31 protein-coding genes are annotated in these 19,985 nt (G+C 69.6%); 1 reads left to right on the top strand and 30 read right to left on the bottom strand.

Annotated features, from left to right (window positions below):
- Window positions 1–95: 95 nt before the first annotated feature.
- The 30 genes from rpmJ to rpsL form a co-directional block, all read right to left on the bottom strand.
- Entirely contained in the window at window positions 96–209 is a 114-nt protein-coding gene (gene rpmJ / locus WJX68_RS14930) for a 50S ribosomal protein L36 (protein ID WP_020622917.1), read from the bottom strand.
- A 58-nt stretch (window positions 210–267) separates the two neighbouring features.
- On the bottom strand, window positions 268–489 hold the full coding sequence (gene infA / locus WJX68_RS14925; protein WP_010228514.1) for a translation initiation factor IF-1: 222 nt from the start codon (window positions 487–489) through the stop codon (window positions 268–270).
- A 283-nt stretch (window positions 490–772) separates the two neighbouring features.
- Window positions 773–1,618, bottom strand: a complete 846-nt coding sequence (gene map, locus WJX68_RS14920) for a type I methionyl aminopeptidase (RefSeq protein WP_340291161.1) — start codon at window positions 1,616–1,618, stop codon at window positions 773–775.
- 55 nt (window positions 1,619–1,673) lie between these two features.
- Entirely contained in the window at window positions 1,674–2,231 is a 558-nt protein-coding gene (locus tag WJX68_RS14915) for an adenylate kinase (RefSeq protein WP_340291159.1), read from the bottom strand.
- Between the two features lie 127 nt (window positions 2,232–2,358).
- The gene (secY, locus tag WJX68_RS14910; RefSeq protein ID WP_340291157.1) at window positions 2,359–3,669 is read right to left on the bottom strand and encodes a preprotein translocase subunit SecY; all 1,311 of its coding nucleotides are present in this window, start codon (window positions 3,667–3,669) and stop codon (window positions 2,359–2,361) included.
- A 278-nt stretch (window positions 3,670–3,947) separates the two neighbouring features.
- Window positions 3,948–4,409, bottom strand: coding sequence for a 50S ribosomal protein L15 (gene rplO / locus WJX68_RS14905; RefSeq protein ID WP_340291155.1), 462 nt, complete (start codon window positions 4,407–4,409; stop codon window positions 3,948–3,950).
- Window positions 4,406–4,591 carry a 50S ribosomal protein L30 gene (gene rpmD / locus WJX68_RS14900; protein ID WP_062403786.1) on the bottom strand — a complete coding sequence of 62 codons (186 nt, stop codon included), beginning with the start codon at window positions 4,589–4,591 and terminating at the stop codon, window positions 4,406–4,408. The genes rplO and rpmD overlap by 4 nt, the downstream gene beginning before the upstream one ends.
- Before the next feature lie 5 nt (window positions 4,592–4,596).
- Window positions 4,597–5,232, bottom strand: coding sequence for a 30S ribosomal protein S5 (rpsE, locus tag WJX68_RS14895; protein ID WP_340291150.1), 636 nt, complete (start codon window positions 5,230–5,232; stop codon window positions 4,597–4,599).
- Window positions 5,233–5,266: 34 nt separating this feature from the next.
- Window positions 5,267–5,635, bottom strand: a complete 369-nt coding sequence (rplR, locus tag WJX68_RS14890) for a 50S ribosomal protein L18 (RefSeq protein ID WP_422785710.1) — start codon at window positions 5,633–5,635, stop codon at window positions 5,267–5,269.
- A gap of 44 nt (window positions 5,636–5,679) precedes the next feature.
- Window positions 5,680–6,219, bottom strand: a complete 540-nt coding sequence (rplF, locus tag WJX68_RS14885; protein ID WP_340291146.1) for a 50S ribosomal protein L6 — start codon at window positions 6,217–6,219, stop codon at window positions 5,680–5,682.
- Window positions 6,220–6,236: 17 nt separating this feature from the next.
- Window positions 6,237–6,635, bottom strand: a complete 399-nt coding sequence (rpsH, locus tag WJX68_RS14880) for a 30S ribosomal protein S8 (protein ID WP_340291144.1) — start codon at window positions 6,633–6,635, stop codon at window positions 6,237–6,239.
- Window positions 6,636–6,756: 121 nt separating this feature from the next.
- Window positions 6,757–6,942, bottom strand: coding sequence for a type Z 30S ribosomal protein S14 (locus WJX68_RS14875; RefSeq protein ID WP_020622927.1), 186 nt, complete (start codon window positions 6,940–6,942; stop codon window positions 6,757–6,759).
- A gap of 4 nt (window positions 6,943–6,946) precedes the next feature.
- On the bottom strand, window positions 6,947–7,510 hold the full coding sequence (gene rplE, locus WJX68_RS14870; RefSeq protein WP_340291141.1) for a 50S ribosomal protein L5: 564 nt from the start codon (window positions 7,508–7,510) through the stop codon (window positions 6,947–6,949).
- Window position 7,511: 1 nt separating this feature from the next.
- Window positions 7,512–7,838: a 50S ribosomal protein L24 gene (gene rplX / locus WJX68_RS14865; protein WP_340291363.1), complete on the bottom strand. Its 327-nt coding sequence runs from the start codon at window positions 7,836–7,838 to the stop codon at window positions 7,512–7,514.
- 13 nt (window positions 7,839–7,851) lie between these two features.
- Window positions 7,852–8,220, bottom strand: coding sequence for a 50S ribosomal protein L14 (rplN, locus tag WJX68_RS14860; RefSeq protein ID WP_010228481.1), 369 nt, complete (start codon window positions 8,218–8,220; stop codon window positions 7,852–7,854).
- An 8-nt stretch (window positions 8,221–8,228) separates the two neighbouring features.
- Window positions 8,229–8,504: a 30S ribosomal protein S17 gene (gene rpsQ, locus WJX68_RS14855; RefSeq protein ID WP_340291137.1), complete on the bottom strand. Its 276-nt coding sequence runs from the start codon at window positions 8,502–8,504 to the stop codon at window positions 8,229–8,231.
- Entirely contained in the window at window positions 8,501–8,746 is a 246-nt protein-coding gene (rpmC, locus tag WJX68_RS14850; protein WP_020622931.1) for a 50S ribosomal protein L29, read from the bottom strand. Before rpmC ends, rpsQ begins: the two co-directional genes overlap by 4 nt.
- Window positions 8,746–9,165, bottom strand: a complete 420-nt coding sequence (gene rplP / locus WJX68_RS14845; RefSeq protein WP_020622932.1) for a 50S ribosomal protein L16 — start codon at window positions 9,163–9,165, stop codon at window positions 8,746–8,748. Before rplP ends, rpmC begins: the two co-directional genes overlap by 1 nt.
- Before the next feature lie 3 nt (window positions 9,166–9,168).
- On the bottom strand, window positions 9,169–10,011 hold the full coding sequence (gene rpsC, locus WJX68_RS14840) for a 30S ribosomal protein S3 (RefSeq protein WP_340291133.1): 843 nt from the start codon (window positions 10,009–10,011) through the stop codon (window positions 9,169–9,171).
- Window positions 10,011–10,430 carry a 50S ribosomal protein L22 gene (rplV, locus tag WJX68_RS14835; RefSeq protein ID WP_340291131.1) on the bottom strand — a complete coding sequence of 140 codons (420 nt, stop codon included), beginning with the start codon at window positions 10,428–10,430 and terminating at the stop codon, window positions 10,011–10,013. Before rplV ends, rpsC begins: the two co-directional genes overlap by 1 nt.
- 37 nt (window positions 10,431–10,467) lie before the next feature.
- A complete protein-coding gene (gene rpsS / locus WJX68_RS14830) occupies window positions 10,468–10,749 on the bottom strand; it encodes a 30S ribosomal protein S19 (protein WP_020622935.1) in 282 nt (93 codons plus the stop codon).
- A 15-nt stretch (window positions 10,750–10,764) separates the two neighbouring features.
- Window positions 10,765–11,598, bottom strand: coding sequence for a 50S ribosomal protein L2 (gene rplB / locus WJX68_RS14825; protein ID WP_340291128.1), 834 nt, complete (start codon window positions 11,596–11,598; stop codon window positions 10,765–10,767).
- Window positions 11,599–11,614: 16 nt separating this feature from the next.
- Window positions 11,615–11,914, bottom strand: coding sequence for a 50S ribosomal protein L23 (rplW, locus tag WJX68_RS14820; protein ID WP_340291126.1), 300 nt, complete (start codon window positions 11,912–11,914; stop codon window positions 11,615–11,617).
- Window positions 11,911–12,585 (bottom strand): 50S ribosomal protein L4, encoded by a 675-nt coding sequence (gene rplD / locus WJX68_RS14815; protein ID WP_340291124.1) that lies wholly within the window; start codon window positions 12,583–12,585, stop codon window positions 11,911–11,913. Before rplD ends, rplW begins: the two co-directional genes overlap by 4 nt.
- Window positions 12,582–13,268 carry a 50S ribosomal protein L3 gene (rplC, locus tag WJX68_RS14810; protein ID WP_340291122.1) on the bottom strand — a complete coding sequence of 229 codons (687 nt, stop codon included), beginning with the start codon at window positions 13,266–13,268 and terminating at the stop codon, window positions 12,582–12,584. Before rplC ends, rplD begins: the two co-directional genes overlap by 4 nt.
- 16 nt (window positions 13,269–13,284) lie before the next feature.
- A complete protein-coding gene (gene rpsJ, locus WJX68_RS14805) occupies window positions 13,285–13,590 on the bottom strand; it encodes a 30S ribosomal protein S10 (protein ID WP_003938093.1) in 306 nt (101 codons plus the stop codon).
- 489 nt (window positions 13,591–14,079) lie between these two features.
- Entirely contained in the window at window positions 14,080–15,273 is a 1,194-nt protein-coding gene (gene tuf / locus WJX68_RS14800; protein WP_340291119.1) for an elongation factor Tu, read from the bottom strand.
- A 144-nt stretch (window positions 15,274–15,417) separates the two neighbouring features.
- Window positions 15,418–17,520: an elongation factor G gene (fusA, locus tag WJX68_RS14795; RefSeq protein WP_340291117.1), complete on the bottom strand. Its 2,103-nt coding sequence runs from the start codon at window positions 17,518–17,520 to the stop codon at window positions 15,418–15,420.
- Window positions 17,521–17,567: 47 nt separating this feature from the next.
- Complete coding sequence (rpsG, locus tag WJX68_RS14790) at window positions 17,568–18,038, bottom strand: 30S ribosomal protein S7 (protein WP_340291115.1); 471 nt, start codon at window positions 18,036–18,038, stop codon at window positions 17,568–17,570.
- Complete coding sequence (rpsL, locus tag WJX68_RS14785; protein WP_020622943.1) at window positions 18,038–18,412, bottom strand: 30S ribosomal protein S12; 375 nt, start codon at window positions 18,410–18,412, stop codon at window positions 18,038–18,040. The genes rpsG and rpsL overlap by 1 nt, the downstream gene beginning before the upstream one ends.
- A 626-nt stretch (window positions 18,413–19,038) precedes the next feature.
- Between rpsL and WJX68_RS14780 the strand changes: the two genes are divergently transcribed.
- Entirely contained in the window at window positions 19,039–19,935 is an 897-nt protein-coding gene (locus WJX68_RS14780) for an alpha/beta hydrolase (protein WP_340291111.1), read from the top strand.
- Window positions 19,936–19,985: the final 50 nt, after the last annotated feature.

The following is a 19,985-nucleotide window of genomic DNA, read 5'->3' as shown; positions in this document are numbered from 1 at the left end:
TGGGTGCCGGGGGTGCTACCGGGCCCGTGTGGCCCGGCAGGTGCGTCGGGGGCTTCTGCTGCGCGATCAGAGGATCGCGACGAGCACCGTGCGGATCAGCCCTGGCGCTGCTTGTGGCGCAGGTTCGAGCAGATCACGATGATCCGGCCGTGACGGCGGATCACCTGGCACTTGTCGCAGATCTTCTTGACGCTCGGCTTGACCTTCACGTCGTCTGCCTCTGTGTGTCGTTCTTCTGGGGCGTGCGACCGACCGTGGTGCTGGTCGTCACTTGTAGCGGTAGACGATGCGGCCGCGGCTGAGGTCGTAGGGCGACAGCTCGACGACCACCCGGTCCTCCGGAAGGATCCGGATGTAGTGCTGGCGCATCTTCCCGCTGATGTGCGCGAGAACCCGGTGGCCGTTCTCCAGCTCCACCCGGAACATCGCGTTCGGCAGGGGTTCGACGACCCGGCCCTCGACCTCGATCGCCCCGTCCTTCTTGGCCATGTCCTCCGCTATCCGTGACAGGTGTCGGTTGCCCCGGCCGACGGCGGTGCCGACGGCCGGATCGACGCGCGCGGGAGGGCCCGGACCGGGAACACGTGGGATGCACGACGCACACGGACGGGCGCGACACGGCGCGCCGATGGTCCAGTGTACGGAGCCCGCCCGGAGTCGCTGCAGGCGGGGGTGAGGGGCGTCCGGGACGCCCGCCGGCGACGGTAACGGACCGACCCCGGTGCCGACCAGTGTCCGCGCCGGGGAGCCGTGCCGTGGCGTGCGGCCGGGCTCAGGCCCCGGGCCGGTCCGGCGCCCCGGCGGGGGCGGTGAGGAGCCACGGGCCGTCCTCGGTGACGGCGACGGTGTGCTCCCAGTGCACGGCGCGGCCGCCGGCGGCGGTGACGACGGTCCAGCCGTCGTCGAGCTCCAGGGTCTCCGGGTCGCCCGCCACGAGCATCGGCTCGACGGCCAGGGCCATCCCCGGGCGCAGCCGCGGGCCCTTGCCCGGCTCGCCGTGGTTGGGCAGGAACGGGTCCATGTGCATCGACGTGCCGATGCCGTGCCCGCCGTACTCGGCGACGATGCCGTAGTCGGCCCGGTCGGCGTGCGCGGCGGCACGGCAGGCCTCCTGGATCGCGTGCGAGACGTCGGTCAGCCGCGCGCCGTCGCGGACGGCGAGGATGCCGGCCTCCATCGCGCCGCGGCAGGCGGCGGACAGGGCCAGGTCGGCCGGGTCGACGTCGCCGACCGGGATGGTCACCGCGGAGTCGCCGTGCCACCCCTCGAGGATCGCGCCGCAGTCGACCGAGAGGAGGTCCCCGTCGGCGAGGACCTGCTTCGGCGACGGGATCCCGTGCACGATCTGCTCGTTCACCGACGCGCAGATGCTCGCCGGGAACCCGTGGTAGCCGAGGAACGAGGGGACGCCTCCGCCGTCGCGGATGGTCTGCTCGGCCAGCGCGTCCAGCTCACCGGTGCTCACGCCGGGCTTGGCGTGCTCGGTGACGGCCGCCAGGGTGGCCGCCACCAGGGCGCCCGCCGCCCGCATGGCCTCGAGCTGGCCGTGCGTCTTGAGCTCGATGTCCCGGCCCCGGTAGCGGGCGATGGCTCCGCGGATACCGCCGCGACCGTTCATGTGCACTTCCCTCGGTTCCCCGCCGTGGCGCCGGACGGATCCGGCGCCTCCCGGGTCATCGGTCGTCGCGGGTGTGCAACGCCGTGAAGACCCGGTCGGTGATCTCGTCGATCTCACCGACGGCGTCGATCGTGACCAGCCGGTCACGGTAGTGGTCCAGCAGCGGAGCGGTCTCCTCGCGGTAGACCCGCTGCCGGTTGCGGATGGTGTCCTCGTTGTCGTCGCTGCGGCCGCGGCCGAGCAGCCGCTGCACGACGACCTCGTCGTCGACGTCGAACTGCACGACGGCGTCGAGCTGCAGGCCCTTCTCCGACAGGATCTCCTCGAGGGAGCCCGCCTGGGCCACGTTGCGCGGGAAGCCGTCGAGGATGAAGCCCTCCGCGGTGTCGGGGTCGCCGAGGCGGTCCTTGACCATCGCGACGGTCACCTCGTCGGGGACCAGGTCGCCGGCGTCCATGTACCGCTTCGCCTCGCGGCCGAGCTCGGTCTCGTCACGCAGGTTCGCCCGGAACAGGTCCCCGGTCGAGATGTGCGGGACGTCGAGCCGCTTGGCCATCTGTTCGGCCTGCGTGCCCTTGCCCGCGCCGGGCGGGCCCACCAGAACGAGTCGCACGAACCCGACCTCCTGAAGTCTCGGTGTCACTGCACCGGCGTCCTCGCCGGCGCACCATGCCTGCGGCGCCGGTCCCCGGGGCCGGGGCCCCGGACCGGGGTTCCCGCACGGCCACGTTACGGCGAGCCTAACGCAGGAAACCCTCGTAGTTCCGCTGCATGAGCTGGCTCTCGATCTGCTTCAGGGTGTCGAGGCCCACGGTCACCATGATCAGCACGGCCGTACCGCCGAACGGGAAGTTCTGGTTCTGGCCGCTGCCGGTGACGCCGAGGAAGAAGTTCGGCAGCACGGCGATGATGCCGAGGTAGAGCGATCCCGGCAGCGTGATGCGGCTGAGCACGAAGTTCAGGTACTCCGCGGTGGGCCGGCCGGGGCGGATGCCCGGGATGAAGCCGCCGTACTTCTTCATGTCCTCGGCACGCTCGTCGGGGTTGAACGTGATCCCGACGTAGAAGTACGTGAAGAAGATGATCAGTGCCATGTACAACACGATGTGCACGGGGTTGGACTGATCGACCAGATAGGTCGCGACGAACTGCTGGAACCAGCCGCCGTCGTTCCCGGCGAGCCGGGCGACGAGGTCGGGCAGGTACAGCAGCGAGCTGCCGAAGATCACCGGCACGACACCGGCCTGGTTGACCTTCAGCGGCAGGTACGTCGACGTGCCGCCGTACATCCGGCGCCCGACCATCCGCTTGGCGTACTGGACGGGGATCCGGCGCTGGCCGTTCTCCACGAACACGACGCTGGCGATGATGGCCAGACCGAAGACGCAGACGCCGGCGAAGACCAGGCCGCCCGAGTTCTCCAGGATGAGCCGGCCCTCGGCGGGGATGCGGTGCGCGATCGAGGCGAAGATCAGCAGGGACATGCCGTTGCCGATGCCGCGCTCGGTGACCTGCTCGCCCAGCCACATGACCAGCGTGGTGCCGGCGACCATCACGATGACGATGACGATCAGCGTGAACACCGACGAGTCCGGGATGATCGGCAGCGCGCAGCCCTGGAACAGCTGCCCGCGCTCGGCCAGCGCCACGAAGCCGGTGGCCTGCAGCACGGCGATGCCGATCGTCAGGTACCGCGTGTACTGCGTCAGCTTGGCCTGGCCGGACTGGCCTTCCTTCTTCAGCTGCTCGAACCGCGGGATGACGACCTGCAGCAGCTGCACGATGATGCTCGCGGTGATGTAGGGCATGATGCCCAGCGCGAAGATCGACAGCTGGAGCAGCGCCCCGCCGGAGAACAGGTTGATCAGGGAGTAGACGGAGGCGTTGTCCCCGCCCTCGACCTGACGGACGCACTCCTGGATGTTCGGGTACGAGACCCCCGGCGAGGGGATGTTCGCCCCGAGCCGGTACACCGCAACGATCGCCAGCGTGAAGAGGATCTTCTTGCGGAGATCCGGCGTGGTCAGGGCCGCCCGGAACGCGCTGAGCACTCGGTGATCCTCCTACGACGTCGGCGGCCCGACACCGCCTGCGCCGGCCCCTGGGGGGTCGGCCGGGTTGGTGGACGCGCGCTGCGCGCCTCGCGTGGCACCCGGGCCGGTACGTACCGGCGGGGGCTGCGCGCCCACGGCGCGCCAGTATTCGGTGGACACGAGGTCCGGTGGTGACTGTAACAGCGGCCCGGAAACGCCTCGGCGCCGCCCACGAGCCCGTCCCACCGGTGGTGGGGCGGACGCCGTGGACGGCGCCGGAGGACGTGCGCGGTGGCTTACAGCTCGGAGACCGAGCCGCCCGCCGCCGAGATCTTCTCGCGCGCGGACGCGGAGAACTTGTGGGCCTTGACGGTCAGGGTGATGCCCGAGAGCTCACCCTCGCCGAGGACCTTGACGAGCTGGTTCTTGCGGACGGCGCCCGCCTCCACCAGCTCCTCCGGGCCGATCTCGCCACCCTGCGGGAACAGGGCGGCCAGGTCGCCGACGTTCACGACCTGGTACTCGACGCGGAACCGGTTCTTGAAGCCCTTGAGCTTGGGGAGCCGCATGTGCAGCGGCATCTGCCCGCCCTCGAAGCGCGGCGACACCGTCTTGCGGGCCTTGGTGCCCTTGGTGCCGCGGCCGGCGGTCTTGCCCTTCGAGCCCTCACCACGACCCACACGGGTCCTGGCCTTCTTCGAGCCCGGGGCCGGACGCAGGTCGTGGAGCTTGATGACGGGGTTCTCGTTCTCGCTCACGACTGCACCTCCTCCACGGTCACGAGGTGGCGCACGGTGTGGACGTAGCCGCGGGTCTGCGGGTCCGCCTCACGCACCACCGACTGCCGGATCTTGCGCAGGCCGAGCGAGCGCAGCGTGTCGCGCTGGTTCTGCTTGCAGCCGATCCGGCTCTTCACCTGGGTGATCTTCCACGTGGCCATGTCGCTCACACCTTCGCCGCGTCGGCCTCGGCGCGCTGCCGCATCATGCTGTGCGGGGCGACGTCCTCCAGCGGCAGGCCGCGGCGGGCCGCGACCTCCTCCGGACGCTGCACCGACTTCAGCGCGGCCACCGTGGCGTGCACGATGTTGATGGCGTTGTCGGAGCCGAGGGACTTGGACAGGATGTCCGAGATCCCCGCGCACTCCAGCACCGCACGGACCGGGCCGCCGGCGATGACACCGGTACCCGGGGAGGCCGGGCGCAGCATGACGACGCCGGCGGCGTCCTCACCCTGCACGCGGTGCACGATCGTGCCGCCGATGCGCGGGACGCGGAAGAAGTTCTTCTTCGCCTCCTCGACGCCCTTGGCGATCGCGGCCGGCACCTCCTTGGCCTTGCCGTAACCGACGCCCACCAGGCCGTCACCGTCGCCGACGATCATCAGCGCGGTGAAGCTGAACCGGCGGCCGCCCTTGACGACCTTGGCCACGCGGTTGATCGTGACCAGCCGCTCGATGTACGGGGTCTTGTCCTGGGCCGCCCCGCCACGGCCACCGTCCCGGCGGTCCCGGCGGTCGCGGTTGTCGTTCCCACCGCTGCCGCCCGGGGCTCCGCCGTCACGCCGCGTACGTCCCGGCATCAGACAGTCCCTTCGATCTTCTCGGTCTGGTTCATCAGAACTCCAGGCCCCCCTCGCGGGCGGCGTCGGCCAGGGCCGCGATGCGGCCGTGGTAGGAGAGGCCGCCGCGGTCGAACACGACCGCGGAGATGCCCGCCTCCTTGGCCCGGGCGGCGATGAGCTCGCCGACCTTGGCCGCCTTGGCCTTCTTGTCGCCCTCGACGCCACGGACCTCGGCGTCCAGCGAGGACGCGTGGGCCAGGGTGTGACCGGCGAGGTCGTCGATCAGCTGGACGGTGATGTGCCGCGAGGAGCGGTTGACCGCCAGCCGCGGACGCAGCGGCGTCCCGGAGATCTTCTTGCGGAGCCGGGCGTGCCGGCGGATGCGCGAGTCGCGGCGCTTGCGCGCGACCTGCGACGCCATCCGGCGACGAGCGGCCCCGGAAACGGTCTCGTTCGTCTCGGCCATCACTTACCCGTCTTCCCGACCTTGCGGCGGACCTGCTCGCCGGCGTAGCGGACGCCCTTGCCCTTGTAGGGGTCGGGACGACGCAGCTTCCGGATGTTGGCGGCGGTCTCGCCCACCAGCTGCTTGTCGATGCCGGAGACCGAGAACCGGGTCGGCGACTCGACCGCGAAGGTGATGCCCTCCGCCGGCTCGATGACGACCGGGTGCGAGAAGCCCAGGGCGAACTCCAGGTTCTTGCCCTTGAGCGCGACCCGGTAACCCACGCCGTGGATCTCCAGCTTCTTCTCGTAGCCGGCGCTGACGCCGACCACGATGTTGTTGACGAGCGAGCGGGTCAGGCCGTGGAAGGCCCGGGTCTCGCGCTCCTCGTTCGGGCGCTTCACCAGCACCGCGCCATCGTCGTCGCGCTCGATCGTGATCGGCTCGACGGCGGTGTGCGACAGGGTGCCCTTGGGGCCCTTCGCGGTGACCGTGCGGCCGTCGATGGTGATCTCCACGCCCGACGGGACGGTGATGGGCAGCTTTCCGATGCGGGACATCGTTCGTTACCCCTCTCTCACCAGACGTAGGCGAGGACTTCCCCGCCCACGCCGCTCCGGTAGGCCTGCTGGTCGGTCATCAGACCCTGCGAGGTCGAGATGATCGCGATGCCGAGGCCACCCAGGACCCGCGGCAGGTTCGTCGACTTCGCGTACACGCGCAGACCGGGCTTGGAGACCCGGCGCAGACCGGCGACGCTGCGCTCGCGGTTGCGGCCGTACTTCAGCTCGACGACCAGGGACTTGCCGACCTCGGCGTCCTCGGTGTGGTGCGACGCGATGTAACCCTCCTTCTGGAGGATCTCCGCGATGGCGACCTTCAGCTTGGAGTGCGGCATCGTGACGCGGTCGTGGTATGCCGAGTTCGCGTTCCGCAGACGGGTCAACATGTCTGCGATCGGATCGGTCATCGTCATGGTGTCTGTCTCTTTCCCGCCGTGGTTCCTCGTGCCGGCACGGCGCCCCTGTCCGGGGCGCCGCGCCGGTGCGGGCCTGCGGCGATCGGATCCGCTGCCCCGCGGGTGCGGGGCGGTCGGATCACCAGCTGGACTTGCTCACACCCGGCAGCTCGCCGGCGTGCGCCATGTCGCGCAGGCACACGCGGCAGAGGCCGAACTTGCGGAACACGGCACGCGGCCGGCCGCACTTGTTGCAGCGGGTGTACCCCCGCACGGCGAACTTCGGCTTCGCGTTCGCCTTGTTGATGAGCGCCTTCTTCGCCATTCGCTCAGCTCTCCTTGAACGGGAAGCCCAGGTGGCGCAGCAGCGCCCGGCCCTCGGCGTTCGTCGTCGCGGTGGTCACGACCGTGATGTCCATGCCCCGCGGACGGTCGATGGTGTCCGGGTCGATCTCGTGGAACATCGACTGCTCGTTCAGGCCGAACGTGTAGTTGCCACGCCCGTCGAACTGGTTGCCCTCGAGCCCGCGGAAGTCGCGGATACGGGGCAGCGCGATGGTCAGCAGCCGGTCGAGGAACTCCCACATCCGGTCGTTGCGGAGGGTGACCTTCGCGCCGATCGGCATGCCCTCGCGCAGCTTGAACTGCGCGATGGACTTGGTGGCGCGGCGCAGCTGCGGCTTCTGGCCGGTGATGGTGGCCAGGTCGCGCAGCGCGCCGTCGATGAGCTTCGAGTCGCGCGCGGCGTCACCGACACCCATGTTCACCACGACCTTGGTCAGGCCGGGGATCTGCATGACGTTGGTGTAGCCGAACTCCTCGCGCATCTTGTCGAGGATCTCGTCGCGGTAGCGCTGCTTGAGCCGCGGCAGGGTCTTCTCAGCCGTGGTCATCTCAGATCTCCTTCCCGTTGCGCTTGGAGATCCGGACGCGGCGGACGGTGCCGTCCTCGCCCTCGACGGTCTTCTTGCCGATACGGGTCGGCTTGCCGTCGGAGTCGACGACCATCACGTTCGAGACGTGGATGGCCGCCTCCTGCGTGACGATCCCGCCGCTCTCGGCGCCACGCTGGTTCTGGCTGATCCGGGTGTGCTTCTTGATCCGGTTCACGCCCTCGACCAGCACGCGCTGGCGGTCCGGGTAGGCCGCGATGACCTTGCCCCTGGCGCCCTTGTCCTTGCCGGCGATCACCAGAACGGTGTCGCCCTTCTTCACCTTCATCTTCGCCTTCATGTCAGAGCACCTCCGGAGCGAGGGAGATGATCCTCATGAACTTGCGGTCGCGCAGCTCGCGCCCGACCGGGCCGAAGATTCGGGTCCCCCGAGGTCCGTTGTCCGCCTTGATCAGGACGGCGGCGTTCTCGTCGAAACGGATGTAGCTGCCGTCGGGACGGCGCTTCTCCTTCTTGGTGCGCACGATGACCGCCTTGACGACGTCACCACGCTTCACGCCGGCGCCGGGGATGGCCTCCTTGACCGTGGCGACGATGACGTCGCCGATCCCGGCGTAGCGCCGCGCGGAGCCGCCCAGCACCCGGATGCACAGGATCTCCTTGGCACCGGTGTTGTCGGCGACGCGCAGCCGCGACTCCTGCTGGATCACTTCGACTCCTACTTGGCCTTCTCGAGGATCTCCACCAGCCGCCAGCGCTTGGTCGCCGACAGCGGACGGGTCTCCATGAGGCGGACACGGTCGCCGATGCCGGCGGTGTTCCCCTCGTCGTGCGCCTTGACCTTGCTGGTCCGGCGGATGACCTTGCCGTACAGGGGGTGCTTCACCCGGTCCTCGAGGGAGACGACGATCGTCTTCTCCATCTTGTCGGACACGACCAGGCCCTCGCGGACCTTGCGCTCCCCGCGCTCGGTGGTGTTCTGCTCGTCGCTCACGCCGCGCCCTCGCTCTCGGTCGGGGCGGCGGACAGGCCGAGCTCACGCTCGCGCATCACGGTGTAGCACCGCGCGATGTCGTGACGGACGGCCCGCAGCCGCCGGTTGTTGTCCAGCTGCCCGGTGGCCATCTGGAAGCGGAGGTTGAACAGCTCCTCCTTGGCCTCCCGGACGCGCACGACCAGCTCCTCGTCGGAGAGCTCGCGCAGCTCGGCGGCCTTGGTGTTGCCACTGCTCGCCATCAGATGTCACCACCCTCACGGGACACGATCCGGCACTTCATGGGCAGCTTGTGGATCGCACGGGTCAGGGCCTCGTGCGCCACCTCGCGGTTCGGGAAGCTCATCTCGAACAGCACGCGACCCGGCTTGACGTTCGTGACCCACTTCTCCGGCGAGCCCTTACCGGAACCCATGCGGACCTCGGCGGGCTTCTTCGTCATCGGGATGTCGGGGAAGACGTTGATCCAGATCTTCCCGCCACGGCGGATGTGCCGGTTGATCGCGATACGAGCCGACTCGATCTGCCGGTTCGACACGTAGGCCGGCTCCAGCGCCTGGATGCCCCAGTCGCCGAAGGTGACCGCGGTACCACCGCTGGCCATGCCCTTGCGCTTGGGACGGTGCTGCTTGCGGTGCTTGACCTTGCGTGGGATCAGCATCGGTCAGCTCTCCCCACCGTTGCTCTGGTTCTCACCGGAGGCCGGGGCCTCGGCGGTCGCCGTCGCGGCGCCGCCGGCCTGGCCCGCGCTCTGCGCGGCACGCCCGGCCTCGGTGCTGGTCGCAGTGGTGCCCGAGGCACCCGAGCGGCGACGCGCCGGACGCTCGCGGCGCGGGCCACGGCCCGGCGCCTCGGCGGCGGGCACGCCCTCACGGCGGCCACCCACGACGTCGCCCTTGTAGATCCAGACCTTCACGCCGATGCGGCCGAAGGAGGTCCGGGCCTCGAACAGGCCGTAGTCGATGTCCGCGCGCAGCGTGTGCAGCGGGACGCGACCCTCGCGGTAGAACTCCGACCGCGACATCTCGGCACCGCCGAGGCGGCCCGAGCACTGGACCCGGATGCCCTTGACCTGCGGGCTGCGCATGGCCGACTGGATGGCCTTGCGCATCGCACGCCGGAAGGCGACACGGTTCGACAGCTGCTCGGCGACGCCCTGGGCGACGAGCTGCGCGTCCGACTCCGAGGCCTTGACCTCGAGGATGTTCAGCTGGACCTGCTTCTTGGTCAGCTTCTCGAGGTTGCCGCGGATGCGGTCGGCCTCGGCGCCACGCCGGCCGATCACGATGCCCGGGCGCGCGGTGTGGATGTCCACCCGCACGCGGTCCCGGGTGCGCTCGATCTCGACCTTGGAGATGCCGGCCCGCTCCATGCCCTTGGAGAGCATGCGGCGGATCTCGACGTCCTCCTTGACGTACTCGGAGTACTGCTTGTCGGCGTACCAGCGCGACTTCCAGTCCGTGGTGATGCCCAGGCGGAAGCCGTGCGGGTTGATCTTCTGCCCCATCAGCGGGCCCTCCCCTTCGCACCACGACGGCCGGCCTTGCTCGGAACCGACTCGACCTCGATGGTGATGTGGCTCGTCCGCTTGCGGATGCGGTACGCACGCCCCTGGGCGCGCGGCCGGATCCGCTTCAGCGTCGGGCCCTCGTCGACCATCGCCACGGCGACCACGAGGGTCTCGGGGTTCAGGTCCAGGTTGTTCTCGGCGTTGGCCGCGGCGCTCGCCACGACCTTCGCGACCGGCTCGGCCGCAGCCTGCGGCGAGAACCGCAGGATCGCCAGCGCCTCGTCGACCGGCAGGCCGCGGACCAGGTCCACGACGCGGCGGGTCTTCATCGGCGAGCTGCGGACGAACCGCGCCACGGCGCGCGCACGAGTCGGCTCGAGCGCAGCGCCGGTGGTCTCGGCAGTGGTGTCTGCCATTGTCTCCACCTCTCCTTGTCGCTACTCGGGCCGGCTACTAGCGCCGACGCGCCTTGCGGTCGTCCTTGATGTGGCCCCGGAAGGTCCGGGTCGGGGCGAACTCGCCCAGCTTGTGCCCGACCATCGAGTCGGACACGAAGACCGGGACGTGCTTGCGGCCGTCGTGCACGGCGATGGTGTGACCGATCATGTCCGGGATGATCGTGGACCGACGGGACCACGTGCGGATGACGGTCTTCTTGCCGGACTCGTTGAGGGCGTCCACCTTCTTGAGCAGGTGGTCGTCCACGAAGGGGCCCTTCTTCAGGCTGCGCGGCATCTCTTACCTCCCTGCTCAGCGCTTCTTGCCGGTACGGCGCCGGCGGACGATCAACTTGTCGGACGGCTTGTTGCGGCGGGTACGGCCCTCGGGCGTACCGGCCGGGTTCACCGGGTGGCGGCCACCGGAGGTCTTGCCCTCACCACCACCGTGCGGGTGGTCCACCGGGTTCATGACGACACCACGGACGGTCGGGCGCTTGCCCTTCCACCGCATGCGGCCGGCCTTGCCCCAGTTGATGTTGGCGTGCTCCGAGTTGCCCACCTCGCCGATCGTGGCGCGGCAGCGCACGTCGACGTTGCGGATCTCGCCGGAGGGCATCCGCAGCTGCGCGTAGGGCCCGTCCTTGGCGACCAGCTGGACGCCGGCACCGGCCGAGCGCGCGATCTTGGCGCCGCCACCGGGGCGGAGCTCGATCGCGTGCACCACGGTGCCCGTCGGGATGTTGCGCAGCGGCAGGTTGTTGCCCACCTTGATGTCGGCCCGGGGACCGTTCTCGATCTTGTCGCCCTGCTTGAGCTTCGCCGGCGCGATGATGTAGCGCTTCTCGCCGTCGGCGTAGTGCAGCAGTGCGATCCGCGAGGTGCGGTTCGGGTCGTACTCGATGTGCGCGACCTTCGCCGGCACGCCGTCCTTGTCGTTACGACGGAAGTCGATCAGACGGTAGGCGCGCTTGTGCCCGCCACCCTGGTGACGGGTGGTGATACGCCCGTGCGCGTTGCGGCCGCCCTTGTTGTGCAGCGGGCGCAGCAGCGACTTCTCGGGGGTGTCCCGGGTGATCTCGGCGAAGTCCGACACGCTCGAGCCACGACGGCCCGGGGTGGTCGGCTTGTACTTACGAATGGCCATGGTTCAGCTCGCTCCCTCAGCCCGCCTGGCCACCGAACACGTCGATCGCCTTGCTCTCCTCGGAGAGCGTGACGATGGCGCGCTTGGTGTCCTTGCGCTTGCCGTAGCCGGTGCGGGAGCGCTTGCGCTTGCCCGGGCGGTTCAGCGTGTTCACGCTGGTCACCTTGACCCCGAACACCTTCTCCACGGCGATCTTGATCTGGGTCTTGTTCGCGTCCGGCGCCACGACGAAGGTGTACTGGCGCTCGTCGAGCAGCCCGTAGCTCTTCTCCGAGACGACCGGCGCGAGCAGCACGTCCCGCGGGTCCGTGATCACTTGTCGGCCTCCTCAGCGCGGCGGCCGGCAGCCTTCGGCTTCGCGATCGGGCCGGCCAGGAACTCGTCCAGCGCCGCCTGCGTGAACAGCACGACGTCGTTGACGAGCACGTCGTGGGTGTTCAGCTGGTCGGGCGCGATCAGGTGGACCTGCGGCAGGTTGCGCAGGCTCAGCAGCGCGTTCTCCGCGGACCGCTCGACGACGGCGAGCACCCGGCGGGCGTCGGGCACGAGGGCCTCGATCGCCTTGCGGGCGGCCTTGGTCGACGGCGCGTCGCCCTCGGCGAAGGCCGAGACGACGTGCACGCGGCCGGCGCGGGCCCGGTCGGAGAGGGCGCCACGCAGGGCGGCGGCCTTCATCTTCTTCGGGGTCCGCTGCGAGTAGTCACGCGGCGTCGGGCCGTGGACGATGCCACCGCCCGCGAACTGCGGCGCGCGGACCGAGCCCTGACGGGCGCGGCCGGTGCCCTTCTGGCGGTAGGGCTTCCTGCCACCGCCGCGGACCTCGCCGCGGCCCTTGGTGTCGTGCGAGCCCTGGCGCGCGGCGTTGAGCTGCGCGGTCACCACCTGGTGCATGAGGGCGATGTTCGCCGTCACGTCGAAGACGTGGTCGGGCAGCTCGACGCTGCCACCGGCGGAACCCTCGGGGGTCTTGATCTGCACGGTGCTCACTTGCCATCACCCTTCGCGGGGGTCTTCACCACGACGAGGCCACCGCGCGGACCGGGGACGGCGCCCTTGACGAGCAGCAGCCCGCGCTCGGCGTCCACCCGGTGGACCTTCAGGTTCTGCGTGGTCTGGCGGTCGGAACCCATCCGGCCGGCCATCCGCACACCCTTGAACACGCGGCCCGGGGTGGCGCAGCCGCCGATGGAGCCCGGCGAACGGTGCTTGCGCTGGGTGCCGTGCGAGGCGCCCAGGCCCTTGAAGCCGTGACGCTTCATGACACCGGCGAAGCCCTTGCCCTTGGTCACGCCCACCACGTCGACCTCGGCCACCTCGGCGAACGCCTCGACGGTGACCTCCTGGCCGGTGGTGTACTCGGCGGCGTCGGAGGTGCGGAGCTCCAGGAGGTGGCGACGGGGGGTGACGCCGGCCTTGGCGAAGTGGCCGGTCTCCGGCTTGTTCACCTTGCGCGGGTCGATGGCCCCGTAGGCCAGCTGGACGGCGGTGTAGCCGTCGGTCTCCTGCGAGCGCACCTGCGTCACGACGTTCGGTCCGAGCTGGACCACGGTGACCGGCACGACGCGGTTGTTCTCGTCGAACATCTGGGTCATCCCGAGCTTGGTGCCCAGGAGGCCGGTGACCTTCTTCGTCTGCTTGGTGGCAGTCGTCTTCTTGAATGCTGCAGTCATCGTCTCCACCCCGCCGTCACTGAATGTTGACGTCGACGCTCGCCGGCAGGTCGATGCGCATGAGCGCGTCGACCGTCTTCGGCGTCGGGTCGAGGATGTCGATCAGCCGCTTGTGCGTGCGCATCTCGAAGTGCTCGCGCGAGTCCTTGTACTTGTGCGGCGAGCGGATGACGCAGTACACGTTCTTCTCGGTCGGCAGCGGCACGGGGCCGACGACCCGGGCACCGGTACGCGTCACGGTCTCCACGATCTTGCGAGCAGACGCGTCGATTGCCTCGTGGTCATAGGCCTTGAGCCTGATGCGGATCTTCTGTCCCGCCATGGTCGTCGGTCGTCCTCTTCTTCCTGCCGCGGGGGTGTCGCGGTGTCGGCCCCGTAAGAACTCGCGCCGTGCTGCCACCGGTGTCCGGTGGGCCGGCTGCGGCCCGTGCTCTGTTCAGGTCTCTGTCGGCCCGGAGTCGCGCATCCAGTTCCCTGGAGCACTCGTCCTGCCGGGGCTCTCCGGTCCACGAGGTCGGGCGTGTCGCGCCCTACCCGCATGGATCTGCCCGGGTCACCGCGTCCCACCCCCATCTGGGGCGGGCATGTCGTTGGGTCTCCCCGTCACACGGAACGAGCCGCGTACCGGGGTCTCACAACGAACATGGCGCGTGGGACGCGACACCTGGACTACCGGGGATCCGGGAACAGGAGCGGCGCTTCCACGCGCCATGCTCATCGTGCAACCCGTCAAGGATGACACACCGCTGTGCGGCACCCTCGACCGGGGGGTGGGTAGCGGGGCTGGTCGTGTCGGACCAGCCCCACCACCTCACGCGTTGATCTTGGTGACCTGGCCGGCGCCCACGGTGCGGCCACCCTCGCGGATGGCGAACTGCAGGCCCTCCTCCATGGCGATCGGCTGGATCAGCTGAACGCTCATGGTGGTGTTGTCACCCGGCATGACCATCTCGGTGCCCTGCGGGAGGGTCACGACGCCGGTCACGTCGGTCGTCCGGAAGTAGAACTGCGGACGGTAGTTATTGAAGAACGGGGTGTGACGGCCGCCCTCGTCCTTGCCCAGGATGTACACCTGGCCCTCGAACTCGGTGTGCGGGGTGATCGAACCCGGCTTCACGACGACCTGGCCGCGCTCCACGTCCTCGCGCTTGATGCCGCGGAGGAGCAGGCCGACGTTCTCGCCGGCACGACCCTCGTCGAGGATCTTGCGGAACATCTCGACACCGGTGACGGTGGTCGAGGTCTTGTTCGGCCGGATGCCGACGATGTCGACGGTCTCGTTGACCTTCACGATGCCGCGCTCGATACGGCCGGTGACGACCGTGCCGCGACCGGTGATCGTGAAGACGTCCTCGACCGGCATCAGGAACGGCTTGTCGGTGTCGCGCTCCGGCTCCGGGATCGCCTCGTCCACCGCGTCCATCAGCTGGACGATGGCCTCGGCCCACTCGGCGTCGCCCTCGAGGGCCTTGAGCGCCGAGACGCGGACGATCGGGAGGTCGTCACCCGGGTAGTCCTGGTCCGAGAGGAGCTCACGGACCTCCATCTCGACGAGCTCCATGATCTCCTCGTCGTCGACCATGTCCGCCTTGTTCAGGGCGACGACGATGTACGGCACGCCGACCTGACGCGCGAGCAGCACGTGCTCACGAGTCTGGGGCATCGGGCCGTCGGTCGCGGCGACCACCAGGATCGCGCCGTCCATCTGGGCGGCACCGGTGATCATGTTCTTCACGTAGTCGGCGTGCCCGGGGCAGTCGACGTGCGCGTAGTGCCGCTTCTCGGTCTGGTACTCGACGTGCGCGATGGAGATCGTGATACCGCGCTGGCGCTCCTCGGGCGCCTTGTCGATCATGTCGAACGCCGAAGCCTCGTTGAGGTTCGGGAACTTGTCGTGCAGAACCTTGGTGATGGCCGCCGTCAGCGTGGTCTTGCCGTGGTCGATGTGACCGATGGTGCCGATGTTGACGTGCGGCTTGGTCCGCTCGAACTTCGCCTTCGCCACTGCTGGGTCCTCCTGGACTCGTGTCTGTACTCCGCCGTGCTGACGGCAGGTCTGTGGGGTGTGGGGGTGCGGGCCGCGGACCTTACCGATCCGCGGACCGCACCCTCCGGGCAGGTCGGGCACAGGGCCCGCCCCGGGGAGCTCTTACTCGCCCGTGGCCTTCGCGATGATCTCCTTCGCCACGTTCGCCGGAACCTCGGCGTAGGAGTCGAAGACCATCGTGTAGTTCGCCCGGCCCTGGGTCCGCGACCGCAGGTCGCCGACGTAGCCGAACATCTCGGACAGCGGCACGGTCGCCTTGACGACACGGGCACCGGCCCGCTCCTCCATGGCCTGGATCTGGCCGCGGCGGGAGTTCAGGTCGCCGATGACGTCACCCATGTAGTCCTCGGGGGTGGTGACCTCGACGGCCATCATCGGCTCGAGGATGGCGGGACCCGCCTTGCGGGCCGCCTCCTTGAACGCCATCGAACCGGCGACCTTGAAGGCCATCTCCGAGGAGTCGACCTCGTGGTACTGCCCGTCCAGCAGCGTGAGCTTGACGCCGACCACCGGGTAGCCGGCCTGGATGCCGTACTGCATGGCGTCCTGGGCACCGGCGTCCACCGACGGGATGTACTCCCGCGGGATGCGGCCACCGGTGACCTTGTTCTCAAACTCGTACAGCGCACCGTCACCGCTGGTGAGCGGCTCGAGCGAGATGATGACGCGGGCGAACTGGCCCGAACCACCGGTCTGCTTCTTGTGCGTGTACTCGAACTTGTCGACAGCCTTCTTGATGGTCTCCCGGTAGGCGACCTGCGGCTTGCCGATGTTGGCCTCGACCTTGAAGTCGGACTTCATCCGGTTGACGAGCACCTCGAGGTGGAGCTCGCCCATGCCGGCGATGATCGTCTGACCGGTCTCGTCGTCCAGGGAGACCTGGAACGTCGGGTCCTCCTCGGCCAGCTTCTGGATCGCCGTGCCGAGCTTCTCCTGGTCCGCCTTCGACTTGGGCTCGACGGCGACCTGGATGACCGGGTCCGGGAAGGTCATCGACTCGAGGACGATCGGGTTCTGCGGGTCGCAGAGCGTGTCGCCCGTGGTCGTGTCCTTCAGACCGATCACCGCGTAGATGTGGCCGGCGATGGCCTCGTCGACCGGGTTCTCCTTGTTGGAGTGCATCTGGAAGAGCTTCCCGATGCGCTCCTTCCGGTCCTTGGTCGAGTTGATGACCTGGGAACCGGCGGCGACGCGGCCCGAGTAGACCCGGACGTAGGTCAGCTTGCCGAAGAACGGGTGCGCGGCGATCTTGAACGCCAGGGCCGAGAACGGCTCGTCCTTCGACGGCTTGCGGCTCGCCGGGGTCTCGCCGTCGGTGAGGAAGCCCTCGACCGGCGGGACGTCGTACGGCGACGGCAGGTAGTCGATGACCGCGTCCAGCATCGGCTGGACACCCTTGTTCTTGAACGCCGAGCCGCACAGGACGGGGTAGGCGGCGCGGTCGGTGACCAGCTTGCGCACACCCGTCTTGATCTGCTCGACGGTCAGCTCCTCGCCACCGAGGTAGAGCTCCATGAGCTCGTCGTCGGTCTCGGCGACGGCCTCGACGAGGGCCGTGCGGTACTCCTCGGCCTTCTCGCGCAGGTCGGCCGGGATCTCCTCGACGGCGTAGTCCTCGCCCTTCTTCGGCTCGCCGCGCCAGGTGAGCGCGCGCATGCCGACCAGGTCGACGACACCGATGAAGTCGTTCTCGGAGCCGATCGGGATCTGCAGCGGGAGCGGGGTCGCGTTCAGGCGGTCCTTGATCGTCTGAACGGTGAAGTAGAAGTCCGCGCCCAGCTTGTCCATCTTGTTGACGAAGCAGATGCGGGGGACGTCGTACTTGGTGGCCTGCCGCCAGACCTGCTCGGACTGCGGCTCGACCCCCTCCTTGCCGTCGAAGACCGCGACCGCGCCGTCGAGCACCCGCAGCGAACGCTCCACCTCGACAGTGAAGTCGACGTGCCCGGGGGTGTCGATGATGTTGATCTGGTGGTCGTTCCAGAAGCAGGTCGTCGCGGCCGACGTGATCGTGATGCCGCGCTTCTGCTCCTCCTCCATCCAGTCCATGGTGGCGGCGCCGTCGTGCACCTCGCCGAGCTTGTAGTTGATCCCGGTGTAGTACAGGATCCGCTCGGTCGTGGTGGTCTTACCGGCGTCGATGTGGGCCATGATGCCGATGTTGCGGACCTTGGTCAGGTCCGTCAGCACGTCCTGTGCTGCCACTGCTCAGCTCTCCCTCGATCGCGAGTCGGCGTCCGACGGTCGGCCGGTCACCAGCGGTAGTGGGCGAAGGCGCGGTTCGACTCCGCCATCTTGTGCATGTCCTCGCGCCGCTTGACGCTGGCGCCGAGGCCGTTGCTCGCGTCGAGCAGCTCGTTCATGAGGCGCTCGACCATGGTCTTCTCGCGGCGCTGGCCGGAGTAGGTGACCAGCCAGCGCAGACCCAGGGTGGTCTGCCGGGAGGCACGGACCTCGACCGGGACCTGGTAGGTCGCGCCACCGACACGGCGGCTGCGGACCTCGAGGGCCGGCTTCACGTTGTCCAGAGCGCGCTTCAGCGTGACGACCGGGTCGGTGCCGGTCTTGTCACGGGTGCCCTCGAGGGCGGCGTACACGATGCGCTCGGCCAGGGAGCGCTTGCCGTCCTTGAGAACCTTGTTCACCAGCTGGGTGACCAGCGGCGAGCCGTAGACCGGGTCCGAGACCAGCGGACGCTTCGGGGCGGGGCCCTTGCGGGGCATCAGCTCTTCTCCTTCTTCGCGCCGTAGCGGCTGCGGGACTGCTTGCGGTTCTTGACGCCCTGGGTGTCCAGCGACCCGCGGATCACCTTGTAGCGCACGCCCGGGAGGTCCTTCACACGACCGCCGCGCACGAGCACGATGCTGTGCTCCTGCAGGTTGTGGCCCTCACCGGGGATGTAGGCGGTGACCTCGATGCCGCTGGACAGGCGCACACGGGCGACCTTGCGCAGCGCCGAGTTCGGCTTCTTCGGCGTGGTGGTGTACACGCGGGTGCAGACCCCGCGGCGCTGGGGGCTTCCCTTCAGCGCGGCGGTCTTGGTCTTGGAGACCTTGTCCTCGCGGCCCTTGCGGACCAGCTGCTGGATCGTGGGCATGAACCGTCTACTTCTTCCCGTCGACGTGGCTCGACTGTCTCGCTCGCCGTGACACTGGTGTTCTTCGTTCGGTGTCCCGGGCTCCGGGCGCCGGCGTGGCCGCCGGCTCTCGCCGGACTCCGCCACCGTCGCGCCGGACCCCGAGGTCGGGCGTGTCGTCCCGTGCACGCTCGAGGCCGGAAGGGCCCCGCGGAGGCTGTCGGGACGTCCGGCGTGCCCCTCGTCGGGGCGCATCCACAGACCTCGCCGGCCGGAACCGGCAGATCGGTGCACCACGGGACACGCGGACTGGCCCGACCGGAGTCGAGCGCAAGACATAAGGATACTCGGCCCTCTTCGACACGGTCAAAGCGGGTCCGTTCCGGGCGTTCGCCGCGGACCTGCTTCCCGGACCGTCGGGGGCTTCGACGGTCCTCGGATCCCCCGGGACGACGCCCGGAGGAGACCTGTGATGACCCGACGATGCCGGAACGGGCCGTCCCTGGCAAGCGGACTCACCCGCTCGTCGCAGATCGACGGCCGCTCGGCGCGGTCGGATCGGTACTGGACGACGACGCCGCCACCGGCTGTCCACGCTGTGGATCACCCTGTGGACGGTGCGGACGTGGCGGCGGTTACGGTCCGGTATGCACCTGCCGACGGCCGTGAACCGCCTCGCCACGCGCGCGCTCATCGCGCCACTGCTCGCACCCACACTACCCGTCGCCGTCCGGCGCCGTGGACTCGACCTCGTCGGCTCGTCGCTGCCGCTCCCCCGCGGCACCCGCCGTGCCCACGGGACGCTGGGCGGGGTGCCGACCGCGGTCGTCGCACCCCCCGGCCGGCTCGCCCCGCACCGGGTGCTCTACCTGCACGGCGGCGGCTACCTCGTGGGCTCCTCGGCGTCGCACCGCCCGCTGCTCGCGGGGCTGGCCCACGCCACCGGTACGGCCGTGTTCGCGCCGCACTACCGGCTGGCGCCCGAGCACCCCTTCCCCGCGGCGCTCGACGACGCCCTCGCCGCCTGGCGCGCCCTGCGCGACGCCGGCTTCCCGGCGCGGCGGATCGCGGTCGCCGGCGACTCCGCGGGCGGCGGGCTCACGATGTCGCTGCTGCTGCGCCTGCGCGAGACCGGTGAGGACCTGCCCGGCTCGATCGGGCTCGTGTCCCCCTGGCTGGACCTCACCTGCACCGCGGACGCACTGGGCCGCAACGTGGCCACCGACGCGATGCTCGACCCGTCCTGGCTGCCGGACGCGGTCGCCGACTACGCGGGCCCGCACACCGCGGCCCCCGAGCTGAACCCGCTCGACGCGGACCTGACCGGCCTGCCGCCGCTGCGCGTGGTCGCCGGTGCGGGCGAGATCCTCGTCGACGACGCCGACGCCCTCGTCGAGCGCGCCCGCGCGGCCGGCGCACCGGTCTCCTACGACCGGGTCGAGGGCATGTGGCACGCCTTCCCCACGCTCGCCGGGGTCCTCGCCGAGGCCGACGCGTCGCTGCGCACCCTCGGCCGGGCGATGCGCACGGACTGCACCGCCTGACCCCGCCGGCGGGCCCGCGTCGCAGGGCCCGGCGCACCGGGGCCGGACAC

It is taken from the genome of Pseudonocardia spirodelae, assembly GCF_037727765.1.
GTDB lineage: Bacteria > Actinomycetota > Actinomycetes > Mycobacteriales > Pseudonocardiaceae > Pseudonocardia > Pseudonocardia spirodelae.
The sequence above is the reverse complement of the archived record's forward strand: the minus strand, read 5'-3'. Positions and strand labels throughout refer to the sequence as shown.